The 22819-nt window shown below is 54.6% G+C and carries 18 protein-coding genes; 17 read left to right on the forward strand and 1 reads right to left on the reverse strand.

The genetic code is table 11. The features are described 5' to 3' along the window. Positions 1–13: 13 nt before the first annotated feature. The 8 genes from ACFPOF_RS29225 to spoIIE all read left to right on the forward strand — a co-directional run bounded on the left by ACFPOF_RS29225 (position 14) and on the right by spoIIE (position 10961). A complete protein-coding gene (locus ACFPOF_RS29225) occupies positions 14–1384 on the forward strand; it encodes a GH39 family glycosyl hydrolase (protein ID WP_378138940.1) in 1371 nt (456 codons plus the stop codon). Then, positions 1381–4623: a glycosyl hydrolase gene (locus tag ACFPOF_RS29230; RefSeq protein WP_378138941.1), complete on the forward strand. Its 3243-nt coding sequence runs from the start codon at positions 1381–1383 to the stop codon at positions 4621–4623. The genes ACFPOF_RS29225 and ACFPOF_RS29230 overlap by 4 nt, the downstream gene beginning before the upstream one ends. 64 nt (positions 4624–4687) lie before the next feature. Beyond that, the gene (locus tag ACFPOF_RS29235; RefSeq protein ID WP_378138943.1) at positions 4688–5770 is read left to right on the forward strand and encodes a lactonase family protein; all 1083 of its coding nucleotides are present in this window, start codon (positions 4688–4690) and stop codon (positions 5768–5770) included. Positions 5771–6049: 279 nt separating this feature from the next. After that, positions 6050–6292 (forward strand): sporulation protein YabP, encoded by a 243-nt coding sequence (gene yabP, locus ACFPOF_RS29240; RefSeq protein WP_378139025.1) that lies wholly within the window; start codon positions 6050–6052, stop codon positions 6290–6292. Beyond that, positions 6289–6882 (forward strand): spore cortex biosynthesis protein YabQ, encoded by a 594-nt coding sequence (gene yabQ, locus ACFPOF_RS29245; RefSeq protein WP_378138945.1) that lies wholly within the window; start codon positions 6289–6291, stop codon positions 6880–6882. Before yabP ends, yabQ begins: the two co-directional genes overlap by 4 nt. Before the next feature lie 195 nt (positions 6883–7077). Then, positions 7078–7386, forward strand: coding sequence for an FtsB family cell division protein (locus tag ACFPOF_RS29250; RefSeq protein WP_378138947.1), 309 nt, complete (start codon positions 7078–7080; stop codon positions 7384–7386). A gap of 125 nt (positions 7387–7511) precedes the next feature. Continuing rightward, positions 7512–7961, forward strand: a complete 450-nt coding sequence (locus ACFPOF_RS29255) for a S1 domain-containing RNA-binding protein (protein ID WP_378138949.1) — start codon at positions 7512–7514, stop codon at positions 7959–7961. Between the two features lie 450 nt (positions 7962–8411). Next, positions 8412–10961: a stage II sporulation protein E gene (spoIIE, locus tag ACFPOF_RS29260; RefSeq protein ID WP_378138951.1), complete on the forward strand. Its 2550-nt coding sequence runs from the start codon at positions 8412–8414 to the stop codon at positions 10959–10961. Between the two features lie 421 nt (positions 10962–11382). Here spoIIE and ACFPOF_RS29265 read toward each other — a convergent pair whose 3' ends face one another. Next, positions 11383–12057, reverse strand: a complete 675-nt coding sequence (locus ACFPOF_RS29265; RefSeq protein ID WP_378138953.1) for a uracil-DNA glycosylase — start codon at positions 12055–12057, stop codon at positions 11383–11385. 169 nt (positions 12058–12226) lie between these two features. Here ACFPOF_RS29265 and ACFPOF_RS29270 point away from each other — a divergent pair, with 169 nt between their 5' ends. From ACFPOF_RS29270 to nadA, 9 genes are all read left to right on the forward strand, one after another. Continuing rightward, positions 12227–13633, forward strand: a complete 1407-nt coding sequence (locus ACFPOF_RS29270; RefSeq protein ID WP_378138955.1) for an MBOAT family O-acyltransferase — start codon at positions 12227–12229, stop codon at positions 13631–13633. Between the two features lie 23 nt (positions 13634–13656). Continuing rightward, complete coding sequence (locus ACFPOF_RS29275; RefSeq protein WP_378138957.1) at positions 13657–14889, forward strand: DHHW family protein; 1233 nt, start codon at positions 13657–13659, stop codon at positions 14887–14889. A 175-nt stretch (positions 14890–15064) separates the two neighbouring features. Then, a complete protein-coding gene (locus ACFPOF_RS29280; protein WP_378138958.1) occupies positions 15065–15823 on the forward strand; it encodes a hypothetical protein in 759 nt (252 codons plus the stop codon). Further along, positions 15807–16739, forward strand: coding sequence for a serine/threonine protein kinase (locus ACFPOF_RS29285; protein WP_378138960.1), 933 nt, complete (start codon positions 15807–15809; stop codon positions 16737–16739). Before ACFPOF_RS29280 ends, ACFPOF_RS29285 begins: the two co-directional genes overlap by 17 nt. Before the next feature lie 18 nt (positions 16740–16757). Continuing rightward, positions 16758–18191 (forward strand): tRNA lysidine(34) synthetase TilS, encoded by a 1434-nt coding sequence (tilS, locus tag ACFPOF_RS29290; RefSeq protein ID WP_378138962.1) that lies wholly within the window; start codon positions 16758–16760, stop codon positions 18189–18191. Between the two features lie 113 nt (positions 18192–18304). Continuing rightward, positions 18305–18844, forward strand: a complete 540-nt coding sequence (gene hpt / locus ACFPOF_RS29295; RefSeq protein WP_378138964.1) for a hypoxanthine phosphoribosyltransferase — start codon at positions 18305–18307, stop codon at positions 18842–18844. 93 nt (positions 18845–18937) lie between these two features. Further along, on the forward strand, positions 18938–20935 hold the full coding sequence (ftsH, locus tag ACFPOF_RS29300; protein WP_378138965.1) for an ATP-dependent zinc metalloprotease FtsH: 1998 nt from the start codon (positions 18938–18940) through the stop codon (positions 20933–20935). 189 nt (positions 20936–21124) lie between these two features. Next, the gene (locus ACFPOF_RS29305) at positions 21125–21559 is read left to right on the forward strand and encodes a hypothetical protein (protein ID WP_378138967.1); all 435 of its coding nucleotides are present in this window, start codon (positions 21125–21127) and stop codon (positions 21557–21559) included. 281 nt (positions 21560–21840) lie between these two features. Then, positions 21841–22779, forward strand: coding sequence for a quinolinate synthase NadA (gene nadA, locus ACFPOF_RS29310; protein ID WP_378138969.1), 939 nt, complete (start codon positions 21841–21843; stop codon positions 22777–22779). The last annotated feature ends 40 nt before the right edge of the window (positions 22780–22819 follow it).

Here is a 22819-nt window from a genome sequence, read left to right on the forward strand (position 1 = left end):
AGGAGGATGAAAAATGGCAGATCTTATTTTGCATTCCGATCGTAAAACGTCCCCGCTCAAACGGGTGCATGGCGTGAACAACGGTCCTGTATGTTATGGATCGTTGATGGACGTATCCGTCTATTATGAAAAAGCGGGCATTCCTCTTGTCCGGTTGCACGATACCAATTGGCCCAATCCGGGCGAAGTGGATATTCATACGATTTTCCGGGATATGAGCCGAGACGAGAACGATCCTGCAAGCTACGATTTTTCCCGCACGGACGAATATATCGCCTCCGTATTGGCGACGGGAGCGAAAATCGTCTACCGCCTCGGGGAGAGCATCGAGCATACGAAAGTCAAATATTTCGTGCATCCGCCCGCCGACATGGACAAGTGGGCCCGCATCTGCGTGAATATTATTCGCCACTACAATGAGGGGTGGGCTAACGGCTTCTATTACGATATCCGTTATTGGGAAATCTGGAACGAGCCCGACAACCCCGACCGGCAATGCATGTGGTCCGGCACGCCGGAGCAATATTACGACCTGTACCGAATCGCCGCTACCGCCATTAAAGCGCATGATTCCACGCTAAAAGTCGGAGGACAAGCCGCGACGATGGTTAATATGCCTTTCACGGAAGGGTTCGTAGCCTATTGTCGCCAGTACGGCTTGCCTCTCGATTTTTTCACGTGGCACACGTATGCGGACGATCCAAGCCAGATCCAAACCAATGCGCTTAAAGCCCGCAAGCTATTGGACGATGCGGGTTATGTCCGGACGGAAAGCCACCTCAACGAATGGAACTACATGCGGGCCGACGAGGGCGCGAACGACGAAATCTGGCGCCAGCTATGGAAGCCGGGCGGGGAGACGTTTCGCCGCAACTTGTTCGAACGGCAGAAAAACGAAGAGGGAGCTTCCTTCATCGCCGCCGTATTCGCTATGTTGCAAGATTCGCCGGTCGACGAGGCCAACTATTACGACGGTCAGCCGCATGAGCTGTACGGCGGATTGTTCGATGCCTATTGCATCCCGCAGAAATCCTACCGCGTGTTCGAGAAATTCGAATCGCTTTCGGTTTATTCGAGCCGCGCGGAAGTGTCGGTACGAGCGGAAGGTCTTTACGCGCTGGCCGTGACGTCGGAAAACGGGCAATCGGCGCTTTGGGTCAGCAACTTTAGCGGCGAAAGTCGGGAATATACGATTGAACTGGAAGGAAGCTCAGCGGCGTATTCGAATGTTGCGGAGTGGGAGTTGTTGGATCGGTCGCGCGACTTCGGCGTCGTTGAGTTGGCTCGCCTTAAGGACGGTCGGGTCGAGCTGTACCTTCCGCGGCACTCGGTGCTTGTGCTGCGATTCGGACAATCGGCCGCCGACGGGAAGGCTGGCGAATGAATGCGGGGGTGAGCCCGAGGGAATTCGGGCAGGCCGAGCGCTCCCTTCGCGATCAGTTTCTCGATCCGGGCGCGGAATATCGCTCCAGCCCTTTCTGGGCTTGGAACGGACGGCTGGACGCCGCCGAATTAATCCGGCAAGCGGAACAGATGAAGGAGCAGGGGATGGGCGGCTTCTTCATGCACTCGCGAGAAGGGTTAGAGACGAAATACATGGGCGAGGACTGGATGACCTGCGTCTCGGAAGTCGTGGCTGCCGCCCGTAAGCTTGGGCTTCGCGCCTGGTTATACGACGAGGACCGCTTTCCTTCGGGCGGAGCGGGAGGACGCGTGGCTTCGATGGGCGACGCTTATCGTGCCAAGGCGGTGACGCTGGAGATGAGAGCTTCCCCGCCCGGTGCGGAGGAAGCGGGAATGTTGGCGGTATTCCGGGCGCAATTGCGTGAAGGACGTACGATCGTCTCCTTGGTACGCGTGTCAGTCGGGACTGCCGAGGAAGAAGTTACGAAGGCGAAAAGCGCGGGGCGCGATGGAGACGGAGAGGGTGATTCGCCGATCTGGCTGCTGTTGCGGCGCGAAGTTTCCGCCGGCAGCGAATGGTTCAACGGCGAGGCGCCGGTCGACAACTTGAATCCGGCCGCCGTCGCCTCCTTTATTTCCGTCACTCACGAGCCGTACAAGCAGATTGTCGGCGAACACTTCGGAGGTGCGGTTCCCGGAATTTTCACCGACGAGCCGAGCATCGCCGACTTTCACTGCAGATATGCCGAAGGGAGGCCTTGGCTTCCTTGGACCGAGGATTTCGATGACCTGTTTATGGAAAGGAGAGGCTACGATCTCATCGACAGATTGCCTTACCTGTTCCTGGAGGGGGAAAAATCCGCCAAGACAAGGCATGACTACTGGCGAACGATCTCCGAGCGCTTCGAGGAAGCTTATTCCCGACAGATTGGCGAATGGTGCGAAACGAATGGGCTTTCTTTTACCGGACACTATCTAATCGAACATAATCTTGGAATCTCTACGCGCGTTACCGGTGCTGTTATGCCGCATTACCGCCATCAGCACGTTCCCGGCATCGACATTTTGGACGAGAAAACCGAGGAGTGGCTGACGGTCAAGCAATGCACGAGCGTTGCCCATCAATACGGCCGCAAGCACGTCCTGAGCGAAACTTACGGTTGCTGCGGGTGGGACTTCACTTTCGAAGGGCAGAAGTGGATCGGCGATTGGCAGTTCGCGATGGGCGTGACGATCAGATGCCAGCATCTGTCGCTATACAGTCTGAACGGTTGCCGCAAACGAGATTTCCCGCCGGTATTCAGCGATGTTTCCCCGTGGTGGAAGTACAATCACGTGATGGAAAATTATTTTGCGCGACTGGCGGCGGTATTAAGCGATGGCCGGCCGATTCGTGATTTGCTGGTCATCCATCCCGCATCGACGGCTTGGACGATGGTGGGCAGCGATCCGCATTCCTATTTGCAATGGGAGGATCCGAGTTTGCTCGCCGTCAACGAGTACGAGGCCGAGCTCGTTCGGACGATGAAGACGTTGCTTGGTCAGCATATCGACTTCGACTTCGGCGACGAAACGATCATGGCCGATGACGGATATGTGCGGGAAGGGAAGTTCTTCGTCAAGAACGCACCCTACCGAGCTGTACTGCTACCGACACTTCGCACGGTTCTTCGCTCGACTTTCGAGTTGCTGAAGAAATTCGCCGACGAGGGCGGGTTGATTATCGCGATCGGGGGATTGCCGTGTCTAATCGACGGGGAGCAGTCGGACGACTGGATGGCACCGGAACTGGTGCGGCATCCCGGGTTCTGCCATGCGAAGGATGCTGCTGAAGCGGTATCTATTCTTGAGCAGCACGGACTTCGACAAATAGCGTTGAGAAGCGAATATGGACTGGAGCTCCCTCAACTTCTCTATATGTTCCGTGAACACGAGGAGGGTTACTCGCTATTCGTTGTTAACAACGATAGGACGACCGGCGCGGAAGCGGAAGTTCGGCTCCCTGTCCGGGGAGACCTGGAGGAATGGTATCCTTTGACGGGAGAGGTTGTACGGAAGGCGGATCCGACAACGCCGTCGGATAGCGGCGGAATGCGTTTCGTCGACCGTTTGGGCGCGGCTGGATCGAAACTATATTGGATACGTAAGGTTCGCAAGCATGGGCGGTTGACCGCCCAGAGTGCTCCGACCGAGGAGCGCTTCACGTATCGGATGGCGCATGAATTGACGATGGCGACGACAACCTTGCCGGTGAAATGTCCTTTCTCCCGGACGATGCCGAACGCGTTACCGCTGGATCGGTGCAGCTACCGGATGAACGGGGAACCTTGGTCCGAGCCGATGCAAGTATGGCAGGCTCAACGGCAAGTGCGCGATCGCCTTGGTATGCGCGACATTCATTATAACGGCCAGCAGCAACGCTTTCGTTGGACTTTACAGCCTCATGAAAAGGACGGAGCGGCAGTGGATTGGCGGTTCTTTTTCGAGATTGGAGAGGAGCTGGAAGAGGATCTCTATGTCGCCGTGGAGCATGCGGATCGGTTTCGCATCAAGATGGATGGTAAAGAAGTTCCGGTTCAGGCAGAAGGCTATTTCATCGATCGGGATTGGTTAAAAACGCGATTGACGCAAACCGGTGTTGGATGTCACGAGTTAGTGCTTTCTTGCCTCTATCGGAATGCCGATGAGATGGAAAATATATATGTTCTCGGCGATTTCGCAGTCGACGCAAAGAGGCGAATCGTGCGAGAGCCGAACGAATTATCCGTCGGCGATTGGACGCTGCAGGGATATCCGCATTATCCGGGCAACATTGTCTATCATTACACCGTTGAGCCGAACGCGTCTTTGAGGGATGCGATAGACGGCGAACGGAGCTGCAAACTCATCTTGGGAGAATGGCAGGGCGTATGCGCGGAGCTTCGCGTGAACGGGCATTCCTCCGGCGTCGTTGCGTGGGAGGACGCCGACGGCATCGACATCGCTCCGTCGATGATCGGCGCGGACGGCGAGTGCCGCATCGATATCGAGGTAGCGGGAAGTCTACGCAATCTGTTGGGGCCTTTCCATCAATCGGGCCAACACAATCCATGGATGGATTGGTCGTTCTTCGAACGCGAGGATGCCCGCGACGAGCCGGGTTACCGGTTAAAGCCTTACGGCTTGATGGTTCAGCCGAGTATTCATTGCTCCGCAAAATCCATAATTGTTGTATCATAAATAAGAGTTCCCCGAGGCGACTCCGGGGCTCTTATTTTACGATATACATAACCAAGGAGCGATCATGGTGTCCAAAGCTCACGAAATATGGATCGGCGCATATAGCGCAAAGAACGAAGTTGGCCTTACGAGAATCGAACTGCTGCCGGATACGGGCGAGCTAGTCAAAACAGCGGAGTACGGCGGCATCGAAAACCCGACATTTCTGCGTATGAATAGGGCGGGTACCCGCCTTTACGCAGTCAGCGAGGCTGACGCCTATATCGATGCTGATGGAGATCCTGCGGAAGGCGGGCAGCTTGCCTCCTTCCCGGTCGATCCGCAGACGCGCAAGCTCGGTCCTGGATCGTACGCGCCGACGCACGGCAACCATCCATGCCATTTAAGTCTGACTTCGTCCGAGGATTGGCTCGCGGTGTCGAACTACAACGGCGCATCTGTCGTGCTGTATCCGGTTAATCCGGATACTAGGCCGGGACCGCCGATGGTCCGGTTCCGCCATACCGGTACAGGGCCGAACGCGGAACGGCAGGAAGCGCCGCATCCGCATTCGGTGTTTTTCAGCGAGGACGGCAGGCGTCTGTACGTATGCGATCTCGGCATGGACAAAGTGATGGTGTACGAGCGCGGACAGGAACAGGGGGAGTGGACCGCCTGCGATGCGTCGTCGCTTGAGCCGGGCGCGGGGCCTCGCCATCTGATTCTCCATCCGGCGAATGGATACCTGTATGTGGTGAATGAACTGAACAGTACAGTCACCCGATTCTCGAAAAATGCAGAAGGCCAGTTGGAGCGCAAGGAGTCGGTATCGACGCTTCCGGGCTCTTTCGGCGGGGACAGCTGGTGCGCGGAAATCGTTGTTTCTCCGGACGGTCGTTTCCTCTACGTGTCCAATCGCGGACATGACAGCATCGCAGTTTTCGGGATCGACGGAACGACAGGCGTGCTGACGCCTGCAGGCCACGTGTCAACCCGGGGTCACTGGCCGCGGAACTTCACGCTGACCCCGGACGGACAGTGGCTGATCGCCGCGAACGAGCATTCCGACACGATCGTCCTGTTCCGCATTGAGCCGCAATCCGGGCTGCCGGTGTTTACCGGCTCGGAGCTGACCGTCAGCAAGCCGGCTTGCGTACTGGCCCGATAAAGAGAATACGAGCTATCCCAAAGCGCTCCCGTCACTGTGACGGGGGCGCTTGTTTGTTGAAAAAGATCGCTGCCGTAGCTTCGTTACTGGAAAAGTCCATTTATTTCGCAAGTCACACCGCCCCCTATCTTTTTTTCGAGATTGCGTCCTACGTTCTAATTCGTAATACCTGCCCATAAGCTAGTCTCATAAAGGTAGTTTAAAGCTCCGATCCTCATTCCAGACAAGGAGGGACGTGCCTTGGAACACGCGAAGGGCGCCAAACATCAGGAAGTCCGCATGCTGAACCGAAAGTCGCTAGACATTACCGGAGTAAATAACGTGGAGAGCTTCGACAACGAAGAGTTTCTGCTTGGAACCGAGTGCGGTTATTTGACTGTGCGCGGCCACAATTTGCACATGAAAAATTTAAGCCTGGAGCAAGGGCTCGTCTCGATCGAAGGGACGATCCATTCTCTCGTTTACCTGGACGGCAGTACGGGGACGAAGTCGAAGGGCTTGTTCGGGAAGTTGTTCAAGTGACCCCGGCGGCGCAAGGGGCGGCGATCGCCTCCATGATGCTGTGCGGGCTGGCCATTGGACTAGCTTTCGACGTCTACCGGGTCGCTTCCCATCGCTACCATGTCGCGCGTTGGCTGCTCCCTGCGCTCGACGTCGCTTTCTGGGCGGCTGCCACCCTTGGCGTGTTCGGCGTGCTGCTTGCGCGCAACGAAGGCGATGTTCGCATGTACGTCTTCCTCGGGCTGGGCATCGGGGTGACCGGGTATTTCGGCTTGATCAGCCCATGGGTGATTAAGGCGGCCGGCAAACTGGTCGATATCATAAACGGACTGGCTCGCTTCGTGTGGAGAACGTTCGAAATTTTGTTGTTAAAGCCTTTCCTATGGATTGTCCGGCTGCTCGCCAAAATACTCGATATCCTATTCGTCGTGACGGCGGCAGTTGTGCTGTGGACGAGCCGTCTGCTGTTCAAGCCGATTGGCGCGCTTGCGCGCTGGCTCTGGCCGAAGACGCTTCCGGTTCGGCACAAGTTCGACCCCATCGCCCGTACCTATAGACGGGGGAGGGAACGCATGAAACGGATGATCGAAGCGTTCAAGAAAAAAGAATAGGGCGGTTTCTGCAAGAGACGGGGGGATTCTCGTATTTTGTAAGACTGAAGCCGCGAAAGTTCGACGGAGGTGCATGCCGAATTGCTTCCGAAGAAGGATATTTTCTCCTGAGCTGATTATGCTATAATGATCGAGATACGAATCGCGATCTATCTCTGTTTATTTGCTGATAGGCTTGCAGAAGGAGGCAACGGATTGACCTCGCGCACGATGACGGCGACGCCCCCAGCGGCGGGAGCCCGCAGAAGATTAAAGCTGTTCCTGTTCGTTATGGTTCTCTTCTTGAGTTGGGCCGCATACGTTCTGATTGTTCAACAAGATCAGATCGGCGATCGTTCCCGTCAGTTGAACGAAGTTGACCGGAAGCTGACCGATGTGCAAGCCAAGAATGAAGGCCTGAAACAACAGATCAATCGGTTGAACGATGATGAATACATGGGGCAGATTGCCCGTAAGGAACACGGATTAGGGATTCCCGGTGAGAAGATCATCCAGACGGAATAGTTTTACCTGCAGGGATGAGGTAGTCTAACGTCTGTTGACCTTGTTTTCGATTGTCGGTTATAATTAGCATAGCCGAACCTATGAGGTTTGGGCACATTCAGGTTCAGGGAGGAACATCGGTTTTTATGGCCATCGAAGTAGGTACGAAATTGGAAGGCAAGGTTACCGGCATTACGCATTTCGGAGCGTTCGTCGATTTGACAGGCGGGGTAACGGGCCTCGTTCATATTTCCGAAATCGCGGATAGCTACGTTAAGGATGTTCACGAGCACTTGAAGATTAATGACATGGTTACTGTCAAAGTCATTAACGTGGACAAGGACGGTAAGATCGGCCTTTCCATTCGTCAAGCCGTAGACAAACCGCCTGAACAACAACAGCAGCAACAGCAATATCCTTCGCAACGCGGCCCGCGTGATCGCGGCGGCCGTCCTCCTAAGCCGGGCGGCTTCGGAAGATCTCCTTCGTTCGACGACAAATTGTCCCGTTTCTTGAAGGATAGCGAAGAACGTATTTCCAATCTTAAGAAGAGCACCGAGTCCAAGCGTGGCGGACGCGGCGGACGTCGCTCGTAAGATATAAAGGGCATTTATGCGATAAGAGCCGGACCTCTCGTGGGTCCGGCTTTACTGTTGAATGGGCTAATGAGGGCTAGCGGGCTCGCTTAAACATTGTTCAAATTTCCCCCAACGTGAAAATAGCAAAAAAGTTATAGCACCTTTTCGCGATGATCCGGCAATATCTCGCGGATCGCGTCCGCAAGCGGACGGCAAGGAGCGCCATTCATCGTCGGATGAAGGCGTTTTTTTGTTGTCGCAATCGGCGGGAATGCCGGGAAGAACGCGTGACGAATCGCCCCTATCCCACGCCCCGCAAGGGCTCGAGGCGATCGCGCATCCCGTCGTCAATCGCCGACTGAGCCTGTCGGAAAAAACTTTTGTCCAGCCAACCGTTTCTGACAAACTTCCTGCAATGCCCCGCCTATAATGAGAAACACATTGAATCTGGTAAATGGGGTGTGCATCATGGACAAGACGTCCGTCGTTCCTTTCGTGCCTCGCACGGGAGCCGGACCCTCCCCGATTCCCGAAAGCGGGAACGAGGGCTGGTTGCAGAATCGGAGTGACTCCGCAAGCAAATCGGGAAAGGGGGTATCCGAAAGTGCGCCCTTCTACAAGAGATGGGGACAAGCCATCGCTCAGCAAAGGTGGGCGATCTTGACCGTCGCAATCGGGTTTCTGCTCGGAAGGGCTGCGATGCTGGAAGGAATTGCTCCGTTCGCGGCTGCATTTTTCGGCGTTGTGCTGTATTTGCGGAAGGATATGGCTTTCTGGGCAATGCTGTCGCTCGTTGCAGGCAGTTTCTGGGCGATCGATCCGATGCCGGCGGTGATCGTCGGGGAGATCGGAGTCGTGTACCTTCTCTACAGAGGATTGTCGTTATACGAGAAAGCGGATTTGTCGCATGCTCCGGTAGTCGTGTTTGCTTCGGTGTTGCTCGTCCGAGTGTTCGATACAATGCTTGCCGACAAAACCAATTGGCTTCCTTACGCGCTAACGCTCGTGGAAGCGGGGCTTGCGTTCGTGCTTACGCTGTTGCTCGTCCATGCGCTGCCGATTCTAACCCGGTCATCGAAACCGGCGAACTTGCGCCACGAGGAATGGGTCGGCATCGCGATTCTGATGGCTTGCCTGCTGACCGGCATGACGGGCTGGACGGTGTATGGCGTCATTGTAGCGAGCGTGCTCTCCCGTTACTTCGTCGTCCTGATGGCTTACATAGGCGGTCCAGCTCTCGGCACGGCGGCGGGTGTCGTCGCCGGTATGATCCTCAGCTTGTCCAATCATGGAACTCCCGCGGAGGTCGGCCTGCTCGCTTTCGGCGGGTTAATGGCCGGACTCGTGCGGGAAGGGGGGAAAGCGGCCGCGATCTTCGGTCTGTTGCTGGGCACTTCCGTGCTGGCGCTATATGGCTCCGACAATGCGGAGACCATGGCGTCCACGTGGGCAACCGTCACGGCATCGATCTTGTTCCTCGCGACTCCCCGGGCGGCGATCGAACGGATCTCGCAATTCGTGCCGGGTACTACAACCTATGCTTTGAACCAGCAGGAATATGCCCAGAAAGTTCGCGATCTGACCGCAGAAAGGGTAGAGAAATTTTCCGAAGTGTTCCGACAGCTCTCCAGAAGCTTCCGTCAGATGACGCAAGCGGGGGAGACGGATCGGCAGGAGCGCGAGCTCGATCATTTCGTAAGCGAGGTTCACCAGCGCGCTTGCGCGAATTGTTATCGCAAAGGAGTGTGCTGGGACGGGCAATTCATTCAGACGTACAAGCTGATGACCGATATGATGACGGCGATCGAGGATAACCCCGAGATGACGCCGGCTCAGATTCCGAAGCCATGGCAGCGAGTATGCGTGAAGACCCCGCTCGTGCTGGACGTGCTGAAGCGCCAATACGAAATGTACCGCCACGATCAGCATTGGCGGCAACAGCTTCAAGACAGCCGGTTTCTTGTGGCGGATCAGTTGTCGGGCGTGTCCCAGGTCATGGATGATCTCGTGAAAGAAATTCGCCGCGAGGCCCAGCAGATGGAAGCCCAGGAGAGGCAGATTCGAGATGCGCTCGATCGTCTGGGGCTGGCGATTCAACATATAGATATTATCAGTTTGGAGGAGGGACATATCGAGATCGAGATGGTGCACGCTTTCCGCACCGGTTATGACGAATGCCGCAAAATGATCGCGCCCATCCTGACCGAGATTCTCGGGGAAACGGTAACTGTCAGGGCCGAGCGAAGCGGGGAGCCTGCATCGCATCTATCAACGGTGACATTTGGATCGGCCAAAATTTACGAAGTGGAGACGGGGGTGGCCGGAGCGGCCAAAGACGGCGGCTTGCTGTCGGGAGACAGCTTCAGCATGGTGGAGCTCGGAAGCGGCAAATTTGCGGTCGCGCTGAGCGACGGCATGGGCAACGGGGTGAGGGCGAGGATGGAAAGCAGCGCAGCGCTCGGCATGCTGGAACAGTTGCTGCAATCAGGCATCGACGAGCGGCTTGCGGTCAAATCGGTGAACTCGATTTTGCTGTTGCGCTCGCCGGACGAGATGTTCGCGACCGTCGATCTCGCGCTGATCGACCTGTATACGGCGCATGCGACGATGCTGAAGATCGGGTCTACGCCAAGTTACATTAAGAGAGGGAAGGAAGTGATTCCGATCGCGGCGAGCAACTTGCCGATCGGTATTCTGCAGGATATCGAGATCGACATGTTGCGGGTGGAGTTACGACCAGGGGATACGCTCATTATGATGACGGACGGCATACTCGATTCGCCCGGCCATGCGTTAAACAAGGAGCAGTGGATGAAGCGGGTGCTACAAGAACTGGAGGAGGAGGAACCCCAAGAAATTGCCGACTCGATTCTCGATACGGCGCTTCGTCAATACCCCGGCGGAGTCAAGGACGATATGACCGTTATCGTAACGCGTATTAACCGTTATCAACCGGAATGGGCGGCGTTCAAATATCCGGGCATCGGCCGCATGGAGCGACCGCGAACGGTCAGTTGAGAGGGAGCCAGTATCCGAATACATCGAACAAGAAATGAGCAGGCACTCCCATTGGAGAGCCTGCTTTGCTCTGGCAGCCCGAACCGACTCCGACAGTTGAAAGCCTGCAAAAATACAGGCTTTAGCAGACCAAACCGACTCCGGCGGATGAAAGCCTGAGAAAATACAGGAATTTGCTGAAGAAACCGGCCCGGATGTCCCCCCAATGCGGCGAAAAACTGTAATTTGGCATGCTTTTGGCGCGTGCGAGCTAATATTGGTGCGAAAGGATGTATTTTTGCAGGCTTTCCTTGCTAGCCAAGCCCTTCGTAGCTTATACGTCAGACGATTTGGGACGAATACTCGAAGCAATTGTGACGGACATGCCAATAGCGGCGCAGGGAGTCGGCTTCCCTTGCGCCGCTATTAGCGGTTATACGCCCTATAAATTCGGAATTTGCCAGTCGATTTCTGACACCCCAGAATCGCGAAGAAATTGATTCGTCCGAGAAAACGGTTTGCTCCCGAAAAAACCGCGATGCGCCGATAATGGGCTCGGGTGCGGCGACCGGATGATCAAATGCTGCTTGTTCGTAATCAGCTCCGCCTTCTTCTGGGCGTGGCTGCCCCACAGCAAAAAGACGACGGGAGCGTCCTTCCGGCTGACGGTGGCAATAACGCGGTCGGTGAACCGCTCCCACCCTTTGTCTTTGTGAGAATTGGCCTCATGTGCCCGCACCGTCAGCACGGTGTTGAGCAGCAGTACGCCCTGCTTCGCCCAATGAATCAGATGGCCGTTATTCGGAATATAGCACCCCAGATCGTCCCGCAGTTCCTTATACATGTTCAGCAGCGAAGGCGGTGTGGCGATGCCCTCCTTGACGGAGAAGCTTAAGCCGTGCGCCTGTCCAGGTCCATGATAAGGGTCTTGTCCGAGAATGACGACCTTCGTGTCCGCAAACGATGTGTAATGTAGAGCGTTAAAAATATCGTATATGTCCGGATAAATCGCTCCTGAGCGATACTCGTTGGTCAGAAAATCGCGTAATTGCCCGTAATACGGCTCCTCAAACTCCGATTCCAATTCGTTCGCCCAGTCGTTTTTCAGAATGGCCATGTCGTGTTCGTCCTCCTGCATGGATCTCGTGAACTCCCTTTTATTCGACAGGATTATACCATATTCGCTCCTAAATCCGTTAAACTGGATAACTTTTACACCCTTTATTGCGTCTATTAATCGTTATAATAGGAATAACAATTTTGGTCGCATCAGGGGGACGCTTATTTTGGTTTTCAGCTCGGTTAGTTTTTTGTTTTTCTTTTTGCCGCTTGTGCTAGTCTTGTATTTCTCCGTACCCTTCAAATGGAAAAATGCGATTCTATTTCTTTTCAGCTTAGTCTTCTACGCGTGGGGCGAACCCCGATATGTCATTCTCATGCTTATATCCATTGTGATGAACTACGGCTACGGGATTTGGATCGATCGCGCGGGGGAGCGCGAAAGAAAGAGAGTGTCAGTTCTTACGCTTGCGATTGTTACGAATATCGGATTGCTGGGCTTCTTTAAGTACGCCAACTTCTTTGTCGAGGTCGTTAACGCTTCGCTGCACACCGATATTCAGTTAGGACCTGTGCCGCTGCCGATCGGCATTTCTTTCTATACTTTTCATGCGCTTAGTTACTTGATAGACGTTTATCGTCGCGTGGAAAAGGCGCAAAGCAATCTATTTCGCCTGGCGCTGTATATTACCTTCTTTCCTCAGCTCGTCGCCGGTCCGATCATCCGCTACAACTCGGTCGCCGCGCAACTTGCGAAGCGCGCCTTCTCATCGGTCCAGTTCGCCGAAGGCATCAAACGTTTTATTATCGGCTTGTCCAAAAAAGTGCTGTTGGCCAATCCTCTCGGCGCCGTCGCGGACACTGTATTCGACGCGTCTGCTGCGGATCTTTCCACTGGAAGCGCCTGGGTCGGCATTATCGCCTATACGCTTCAGATCTATTTCGATTTCTCGGGTTATAGCGATATGGCCATCGGGCTAGGCAAAATGTTCGGCTTCGAGTTCGCGGAAAACTTTAACTATCCTTACGTTGCCAAGTCGACCTCCGAGTTCTGGAGAAGGTGGCACATCTCGCTTGGCAGCTGGTTCCGGGACTATGTATATATCCCGCTTGGCGGAAGCAAAGTCGCGCCTTGGAAAGTGTACCGAAATCTGTTGATCGTATGGACGCTGACCGGGTTCTGGCACGGGGCCAGTTGGACATTTATCGCATGGGGCACGTATTATGGCGTACTGATCGCTTTGGAGAAGGCAGGTTTCGAAAAGGTTCTTGCCAGAATCTATCCTCTCAATCATGTCGTTGTGTTGTTGCTCGTCATGATCGGATGGGTGTTTTTCCGCGCCGATAACTTTGGATACGCGGCTCAATATATCGCTGCCATGTTTGCTTTCCGCAGCGGAACGATTGGCGATGCGCAGGCGCTCTCGCTGCTATCGATGAACTGGCTCCCGTTTGCCATCGCGATTGTTGCGGCGACTCCGGTTGCGGCCAGTCTTCGCAAGCTAAAGCTTGGCACGGCGGCGCATCGCACCGTAACGGTCTGCGTGATGCTGTTCAACTTTTTCCTTTTCGCGGAAGTGATTTTGTATCTGATTAATTCAACCTATAACCCTTTCTTATATTTTAGATTCTAATAGGTTCATAAGGAGTGCCGGAAGTGAGCAAAAGTGTTTCCATCGTATACATTGTCGTATTTGCTGCCATTATTTTCGGTTTCGCAATTGCCAGCGCCATTTCGCCGGACAAGGACATATCTATTACCGAGAACAGAACGTTGAGCAGACTGCCTGCGGTTAACCTGGAGGCGGTGGCCTCGCGTCAATTCTTCGAAAAGATGAATCAGTATTTTAACGACCAGATTGCTCTGCGCAACGAGATGGTCAATCTCTATCAGGGACAGATGAACTCCAGGCTGCTCAATCCCGATCTTCTGCATTCGCGAGTCGTGTCCAATCTTGTGGTGGTCGACAACAAGTGGATTTTGCCGATGACCGATAAAGTCGTGCATAAGAATCGGATTGACGAGTCGACCGCCAAACTAATCGCAGCTGTTAAGTACGCCGAAGGGCAAGGAACGGAAACGCATTTTATTTTTAACCCGTCCAGAACGAAATCCTTAATGCATTTATATCCGGCCCACTTGCAGACTGACGCTTACGCACAATCGAAAGCTTATTTTCTATCCAAACTCGCGAATAACGTGGATGTCCTGAATATCGGGAACAAGTTCGACACCTTCACGGATGCGGAGCTTGAGCAGCTTTATTTGGAAACCGATCATCATTGGAACATCAAGGGCGCTTTTGCAGCCTATCAGGAAATGATTTCTCAATTGTCCGACAAGAGTCCCCAGTTCGAAGGCAAGCCGCTTACTTTAAGCGATATTCGCGTGACCGCCTTGTCAAGCGGTCGCTTCGAAGGCAGCTATAACGTGCAAATGAATTTTGCCATTAATCCGAAAACTGCCGACAGAACGATGATTTACGAGCCGAAGTTGCCGTTCGCGTTTCAGAATTTCGAAGTCATCGGCAAGGACGGCAGCCAGACAGTCAAAAGCTTTGACGATTTTTACGGTTTCAAGAGCGAACGACGCACTTATGCTTACGGTACCATCTACGGCGGCGATCAGCGGAAAATCGTGTACGACAATCCCAAGGCAAGCAACAGCTTAAATGTGCTGCTGCTGAAGGATTCTTTCATGAATCCGCTCACGCCGTACTTGGCCCAGCATTTTCGCAAGCTGACGGTGTACGACAACCGCTACTACTCTGAATTCAGCCTGAAGAAGATACTGGCGAGCGAGCATTACGATATGCTCCTCATTGCCTTCCACGATGACAATCTGTTTAGCGGGACGTATGAGTTTGAGAAAAAAGGCGAAGGCCTATAATCTCTGCCGGACGTTGCGCAGAGCCGCAGACTAAATCTCCTAATCATTGGCGACACTCTTAATAGATGCTAGACATCTATGGTGAGGCTAATTTTAATGAAAGTTCAAAAAGTTCGATGTTCAGCACGTGATCAGAATCGGACTTTTTGAACTACCTCTAAGGAGAGTGGCTCTAATGAAGCAAATTTTACTCATTACAGACGGAGGCTCGAACGTCGGCGACAGCCCGGTTATCGCGGCGGCGCAAGCTTATGCGGAGGGCATTACGGTGAACGTGGCGGGCGTCATCGACGAAGGCGCGATCGGGGAATACGGCGCAACGGAGATCGCCGAGATCGCCCGTGCAGGCGGCGGCATCAGTCGCATCGTGACGAGCCGTCAATTGGCGCGGACGGTGCAGATGATGACGCGCCAGACCGTTGCCGGTACGATTCGGCAGGCGGTTAATCGCGAGCTGCGCGAAGTGTTTGGCGTGGGCGACGTTGGCGCGCTTCCGCCGCAGAAGCGCGCGGAAGTCGTTAAAGTGATGGAGGAGATGGAGGAGACGACCGAGCTTTCTGTCGCGCTGCTTATCGACGCCAGCGCCAGCATGAAGCCGAAGCTTCTTGCCGTGGAAGAAGCGGTGCGCGATCTGACGCTAAGCCTGCAAGCCCGTACGGGGCGGAGCAGGGTGTCCGTGTTTCATTTCCCGGGCGACACCCAGTATTCGCCTTGCGTGATGGATGCAGGCTGGACAAGCGATCCGTCAAGACTTGGCTCGCTCTTCGGGCGCATTCGGATGAAGGGAACGACGCCGACAGGGCCGGCACTGCTGGAGGTCGTTGAGTTTATCCGGACAACTTGTGGTAAAATAGGCAAAACAGACCTGACGGAAACGCCGACACAAGCGACGCGGGGGACATCGAACGAGGTGCGGAGTGACTACGTCGTCTAACGAAACGATGCCTCTTCCGAGAGGGACAGAACTGACCGGCAATTGGAACGGCAAGAAGTACCGGCTTGAACGGATGCTCGGGCTCGGTTCGAACGGCCAAGTTTACTTGGCTTCCTCCTTGCCGGGAGGGCGGGGGAGCTGCGCGATCAAGCTCGGCCTCGAAGCGGCGGAGCTGCAAGGAGAGGCGAATATTCTCGCCTCTCTCGACAATTCGGAGAAGGAGCGACCCTCCTTCTTGCTTGACGTGGACGACGCCATACTTAACGGGGAAACGGTACCGTTCTACGTGATGCGTTATGTGCCGGGTGTTCCCGCTGCCGACTTCCTGCGCAAGCACGGGCCTCAGTGGTTAGGCGTCATCGGATATCGACTGCTGGAACGGTTATCTAGGCTACATGAAGCGGGTTGGGCGTTCGGCGACATCAAGAGCGACAACGTGCTTATCGGCGATTACGGCCGCGTCGAGCTGGTCGATTACGGCGGAGCGTCGGCAATCGGTCGGAGCGTGAGGCAGTTCACGGAAATTTATGATCGCGGATATTGGTCCGCCGGAAGCCGGATAGCAGATCCGGCTTACGACTTGTTCGGGGTTGCTGTGTTATGGTTGCATGCGCTTGACGGCAAGCGGTTGAAACAATTGACCCGGACCCTCATTCCGCAAAATCGCCATCCGAGAGAGCTGATGAAGCTCGTGCGCACGCATGCCCAATTAAAGCCGCTTGAAGGTTGGATGGGGATGGCGTTCGCCGGTCAATTCGATTCTGCCAGGGCTGCTTCCGCTTACTGGCGCGAAACGTTCCGCTCGAAAGACGGAGCGGCGAAGCCCGACGGCACCGTACCCGGGTGGATGGCCGGGCTGCTTGGCGGCGCGATCGTACTCAGCTTGTCCGCCGCAGCGATCTGGATGCTTAAATAATGAAGGAACGAAGGAGCGATGGGCGTGCGTCCGCAGACGGACTGGACTGACGAAGTAATGGCGCGTGCCCGAGAGGACGGCTGGTGGCGGAAAGGCGGCTCGGTCGTTGCCGCCGTGTCCGGCGGCCCGGATTCGATGGCTCTGCTCAGCTTGCTGAAGACGATGTCGGAGGCGATGCCGCTAACGATCATCGTTGCCCACGCGAACCATCAATTTCGCGGCGCGGAGTCGGACGCCGAGGCGGAGCTGGTAGCCCGCGTCGCGCAAGAGTGGGGAATGATCTTCGAGTCGATTGAGCTTGGCATGCCGGATTACCTCGAAGAGTCGGGAGAGAACTTGCAATCTGCATCCCGAGAACGGCGGTATGCTTTTCTCGAAGAAATCGCCCGGAAACATGGCTGCGACTTTCTCGTCACTGGACATCACGCGGATGACCAAGCGGAGACCGTGCTCATGAGAATGATCCGCGGAACGGCTGTGAGCGGACTAGCCGGCATCTATCCAAGACGTATCGTACACGGTTTGGAACGGATTCGACCTCTTCTGCGTATAACCAAATGTGAGCTTCTGGAGTATTGTAAGCGAAACGGGGTGCCATACGCGGTAGACAGCAGCAACGCCGACCGACATTATTTCCGCAACGCCGTACGCCACGACCTGATTCCGGAGCTGGAACGTTACAATCCTCGGTTCAAAGAATCGTTGGTCCGATTAGCGGAATCGGCGCAAGCGGATGACGATTATATGGAGCATCGGGCCATGGAAGCTTTCCGCGAGGGAGTTCGACCTTCGGGACAAGGGTTTCGGCTGGAGCGACGTTGGTTCCGCGGCCTTCACGTCGCTTTACAACGCAGATTGATTAAATTAATATTAAACTGTTCTTCAACCCCTCGCCAGATGTTGGATTTCCTTAGAATGGAGGAGATCGCCAAGGCGATGACGCAGCCGCTACCGACGACGATTCGTTTGGATCTGGGAGACGGATGGGTGCTGAGGCGGGAATATGAGGAAAGTTACATCGGCCCGGAGCAATCTGCTTCGATGCCTTTTCATTTTGCGTATGCAGTAACCCTCGACGTGGACGAATTGCTTATTGGCGAGACGGGTGGCCGATTCGAGTTGAGGCTGCATCAGGGTTCTGTTCCTGGCAGCACATCGAATCCGAACGAAGCACTGTTCGACTACGGCGAGTTGGCGATGCCGCTGACGGTCAGAAACCGATTGCCGGGCGATTTGATGCAACCGTACGGACTAAACGGCACCAAAAAAGTGCAAGATATGTTCGTCGATGCGAAAGTACCGCGCGCGCTCCGCGATTTCGTGCCCATCGTGACGGACAGGGACGGGCGGATTCTGTGGATTCCCGGGCTTCGGAGGTCCGGACATGCGCTTGTGACGGCCGCGACGGCTTTTACCTTGCGGATAGCGTATGCGGAAGATCGGAAACAATAGCGGTCGTCTGTACAAAGCATCTCCAGCGTCTGTAGACGCCGAAGGCGTTTTTGCTTGCATGATCGGTGTCATGCCATCATACCGTGTAATAATCTCATTGGGAGGTACCTTCTTTGCACAACGACATTCAAGAAGTTCTATACTCGGAGGAAGTAATACAGCAGAAGGTACGAGAGCTGGGGGCTACGCTCAGCCGCGAGTACGAGGGGCGCAACCCTCTCGTCATTTGCGTACTGAAGGGCGCTTTTATTTTTATGGCGGACTTGTCCAAAAACATTACGATTCCGATCGAGCTCGATTTCATGGCTGTCTCAAGCTATGGCAATTCGACAAGGTCGTCGGGAGAAGTCAAAATCGTAAAGGATTTGGACGTCTCCGTGGACGGCCGCGATATTCTGATCGTAGAAGATATTATCGACAGCGGACTCACTTTGAGTTATCTCATCGACGTACTCGAGCGCCGCAACGCGCTGTCCGTCAACGTCGTGGCGCTGTTTGACAAGCCGGGCCGCCGAACGGTCGATCTTAACGCGGATTATACGGGCTTCACGATTCCGGACGCTTTCGTGGTCGGATATGGCCTCGATTACGCGGAGAAGTATCGTAACCTGCCTTACGTCGGCGTACTGAAGCCAGAAGTGTATACGAGCTAGACGCACCCGGCTGTTAGAAGTCGGGCGTAATGATTGTGATGCCAAGACAGGCTATGGTAAAATAATCAAAAGCTTGTCGAGAGGAGGTCGGGGATGAATCGGTTCATCCGGAATACAGGTTTTTACTTACTCATTTTCTTGGTGACGGTCGGAATCGTTCAGTTTTTTATTAGCAAGAACGAGACGACCAAAGAACTTAGCTACAGTGAAATCGTGAAAGTGGTTCAGCAGGGCAACGTGAAGTCGATTACGTTGCAGCTCCAGAACGGCACGTATCTCGTCTCCGGCGAGCTCAACCCGAAAGCCGGTTCCGAGAAGGGTGAATTGTTCTCGGGTCGCGCGCCGATCTCGGAGCGTACGACAGGCCAATTCGAAGACTGGAGCAAAGAAAAAGGCTTCGAATATAACATGAAAAAGACGCCAGGACAAAACTTCTGGCTCACGTTCTTGACCTCCATCATTCCGTTCATTATCATGTTCGTTCTGTTCTTCTTCCTGATTAATCAGGCGCAGGGCGGCGGCGGTAAAGTGATGAACTTCGGCAAGAGCCGCGCTCGTCTTTATAATGAAGAGAAAAAACGGGTTACGTTCGAAGACGTGGCCGGTGCGGACGAAGAGAAGCAGGAATTGGTCGAAGTCGTCGAGTTTTTGAAGGATCCGCGCAAGTTCGCGGCCCTCGGCGCTCGAATTCCGAAAGGCGTATTGCTTGTCGGTCCTCCGGGTACCGGTAAGACGTTGCTCGCTCGCGCTGTCGCAGGCGAAGCAGGCGTGCCGTTCTTTACGATTTCCGGTTCCGATTTCGTCGAGATGTTCGTCGGCGTCGGCGCTTCCCGTGTTCGCGACTTGTTCGAGAACGCGAAGAAGAACGCCCCTTGTATTATTTTCATCGATGAGATCGACGCCGTCGGTCGTCAGCGGGGCGCAGGCCTCGGCGGCGGTCACGACGAGCGCGAGCAGACGCTCAACCAATTGCTCGTCGAGATGGACGGCTTCGGCGCGAACGAAGGCATCATTATCGTAGCAGCGACGAACCGCCCGGATATTCTCGACCCGGCACTTCTTCGTCCAGGCCGCTTCGACCGTCAGATTACGGTCGACCGCCCGGATGTCAAAGGCCGCGAAGCGGTATTGAAAGTTCATGCGCGCAACAAGCCGCTGAACAAAGACGTGCGCCTCGGCACGATTGCCAAGCGGACGACCGGCTTCACCGGCGCCGATCTGGAGAACTTGCTGAATGAAGCGGCGCTTCTCGCCGCCCGTCGCAACAAGAAAGACATCGCGATGCAAGAAGTCGACGAAGCGATCGACCGCGTTATCGTTGGCACGGAGAAGAAGAGCCGGGTCATCAGCGACCGCGAGAAACGCATTGTCGCTTATCACGAAGCGGGCCATACGATCGCCGGATTTTTCCTCGAGCATGCAGACACGGTACACAAGGTTACAATCATTCCGCGCGGACGCGCGGGCGGATACGTCATCATGCTGCCGAAGGAAGACCGCATGCTTGTCACAAAGCAAGAGCTGCTCGATAAAGTCACGGGTCTCCTTGCCGGCCGCGCTGCAGAAGAAATTTTCATCGGCGAGATCGGTACGGGCGCATACAGCGACTTCAAGCAAGCGACGAGCATCGTGAGAGCGATGATTATGGAGTACGGGATGAGCGACAAGCTCGGAACGATGCAGTTCGGCAGCTCGCAAGGCCAAGTGTTCCTCGGACGCGACATCGGCCACGAGCAGAACTACTCCGACGCGATCGCGTATGAGATCGACCAAGAGATGCAAGAGATTACGCGCAACTGCTACGATCGCGCCAAGAAGCTCCTGACGGAGAAAAGCGCGGAGATGCACCTCATCGCGAAGACGTTGCTTGACGAAGAGACGCTTGATCTCGACCAGATCAAATCGCTTATCGAGAAGGGCGAAATCGGAACTTCCGAAGACGGCGGCAGCTCCGGTTCTCCAGAGACGAAAGCTGAACCGATCGTCGACACGCTGGGCAACGTGAAAGTGCGTATCCAGACTCGTGATGATGAGCCGCTTCCTCCATCGCCTGAATTGCGTAAGGACGAAGAGCCAGACGAGAACAAATAATAAGCAAGGCGAGGCATTCTCGTATCGAGGTGCGCAACTGCTCAAGAAGCCTTCGGCGTCTGCGGACGCCGGGGGTCTTTTTGCTTAGAGGGTGACGTATGGAAGCAAGGCGTTGTATACTGGTTTAGTTGCGTATCATTGGAAAAAATGCGCAAGCAATAGTTATACATTACTTGCGGAGGTGCTGTTGTGAATATCAACTGGGATTTTAAGTCATGGAGTTCGAGCAAGAAAACTTTGGCGATTGCTACTGTGGTGGCGTTTTTGTCGCTGTTCATGCCGTGGATTAAAGTAACGAGCGCCTTCGGTGTGGGCGGGTCGGCGAATGGATGGGAGTTTTCCACGTTTCTCGCTCTTGTCATCGTAAGCATACCGACTGTTTTCGCATTGATGGATAAGGAACTTCCCAAATTTAACGTTCAGTTTTTCCAAGGGCCGTTACGGGGAACGGTATGCGGCGCTTACGGCGTCATTACAGCCATCTACTGGATGTTCCATGCCAAAAAAAGCGTGATGGGACTCGTGGGAACCAAACCGGGGTTCGGCGTCTACGTGTTCCTGCTCGCTTCTGTGCTGGCGATTTACGGGAGTATGAAGCATACCCAGGGAGAACGCGCGAATTAGAACGGGTAAAATAAAGAAAATGCGGTCCGCCAGTTTCCTTCGGGAAACTAGCGGATTTTTATTTGTGGACTCACACATCCCACTTACGCGCAGCCATTGGAGCAGGAGCATATGGATGTAACGAGTTGGATGTCCGGTTCGCCAAATCACACAATTGACAGCCCTATCCGGCACGTGTAAATTAAGTGTTAATACACAAACTAAGAAAACATGCCCGCTATACTTTGTGCATTCATTCACAATGTAACCGGACAACCGGATCGCATAGGGAGGGGAACGTTATGGAAGCTCTGGCACTGGAACGCAAAGCGGAACAGAACCGCGAGTTGCGCGAGCGGCTGATGCTACTGAAGAAAGAACGGAACGCCATCATACTCGCGCACTATTATCAGCGCGATGAAATACAGGAGGTCGCCGACTTCCGGGGGGATTCGTTCTTGCTTGCCCAGAAGGCGGCATCAACCGACGCGGATGTCATCGTGTTCTGCGGCGTACATTTTATGGGAGAAAGCGCGAAAATTCTAGCCCCGCACAAGACGGTGCTTGTCCCGGACGAACGGGCCGGATGCCCGATGGCCGACATGGTCAATCCGATCGGTCTGCGGGCGCTTAAAGCGAAGCATCCGAACGCTAAAGTCGTCACCTACATCAACTCATCTGCCGACGTTAAAGCGGAGACCGATATTTGCTGTACGTCCGCCAACGCGGTCAAAGTCGTCAATTCGGTCGATTCGGATGAGATTATTTGGTGTCCGGACAAGAACTTGGGTCACTACGTGCAGCAGCACACCGACAAGAAAATGATCATCTGGGAAGGCTACTGCAACACGCACGACATGCTGACGATCAAGGACGTCGAGGAGATGCGGGCGAAGTATCCGAACGCGCAATTCGTCGTGCACCCGGAATGCCGTCCGGAAGTGGTCGCGACGGCGGATTTCGTCGGCAGTACGACGGCGATACTGAAGCATTGCCGCGAGTCCGAGCACAAGGAATTTATCGTCGGCACGGAGGATGGCACCGGTTATCAGCTGCGCCTCGACAGCCCGGATAAGACGTTCCATTTTGCGTCGAAGTTCCTCGTCTGCCCGAACATGAAAGTTAATAACTTAAAGAAAGTCGTCAAATGCCTCGAGACGATGCAACCGCAAATTTACGTGCCGCAGGACGTCGCGGACAAAGCCCGTTTATCGCTGGAGCGCATGCTGTTGGTTAAGTAAATCTTGACCTGAGCAGCCTGCGCTACTCTCTTGTCGGAGT

The organism is Cohnella soli, assembly GCF_042655525.1.
Classification (GTDB): Bacteria; Bacillota; Bacilli; order Paenibacillales; family Paenibacillaceae; genus Cohnella; species Cohnella soli.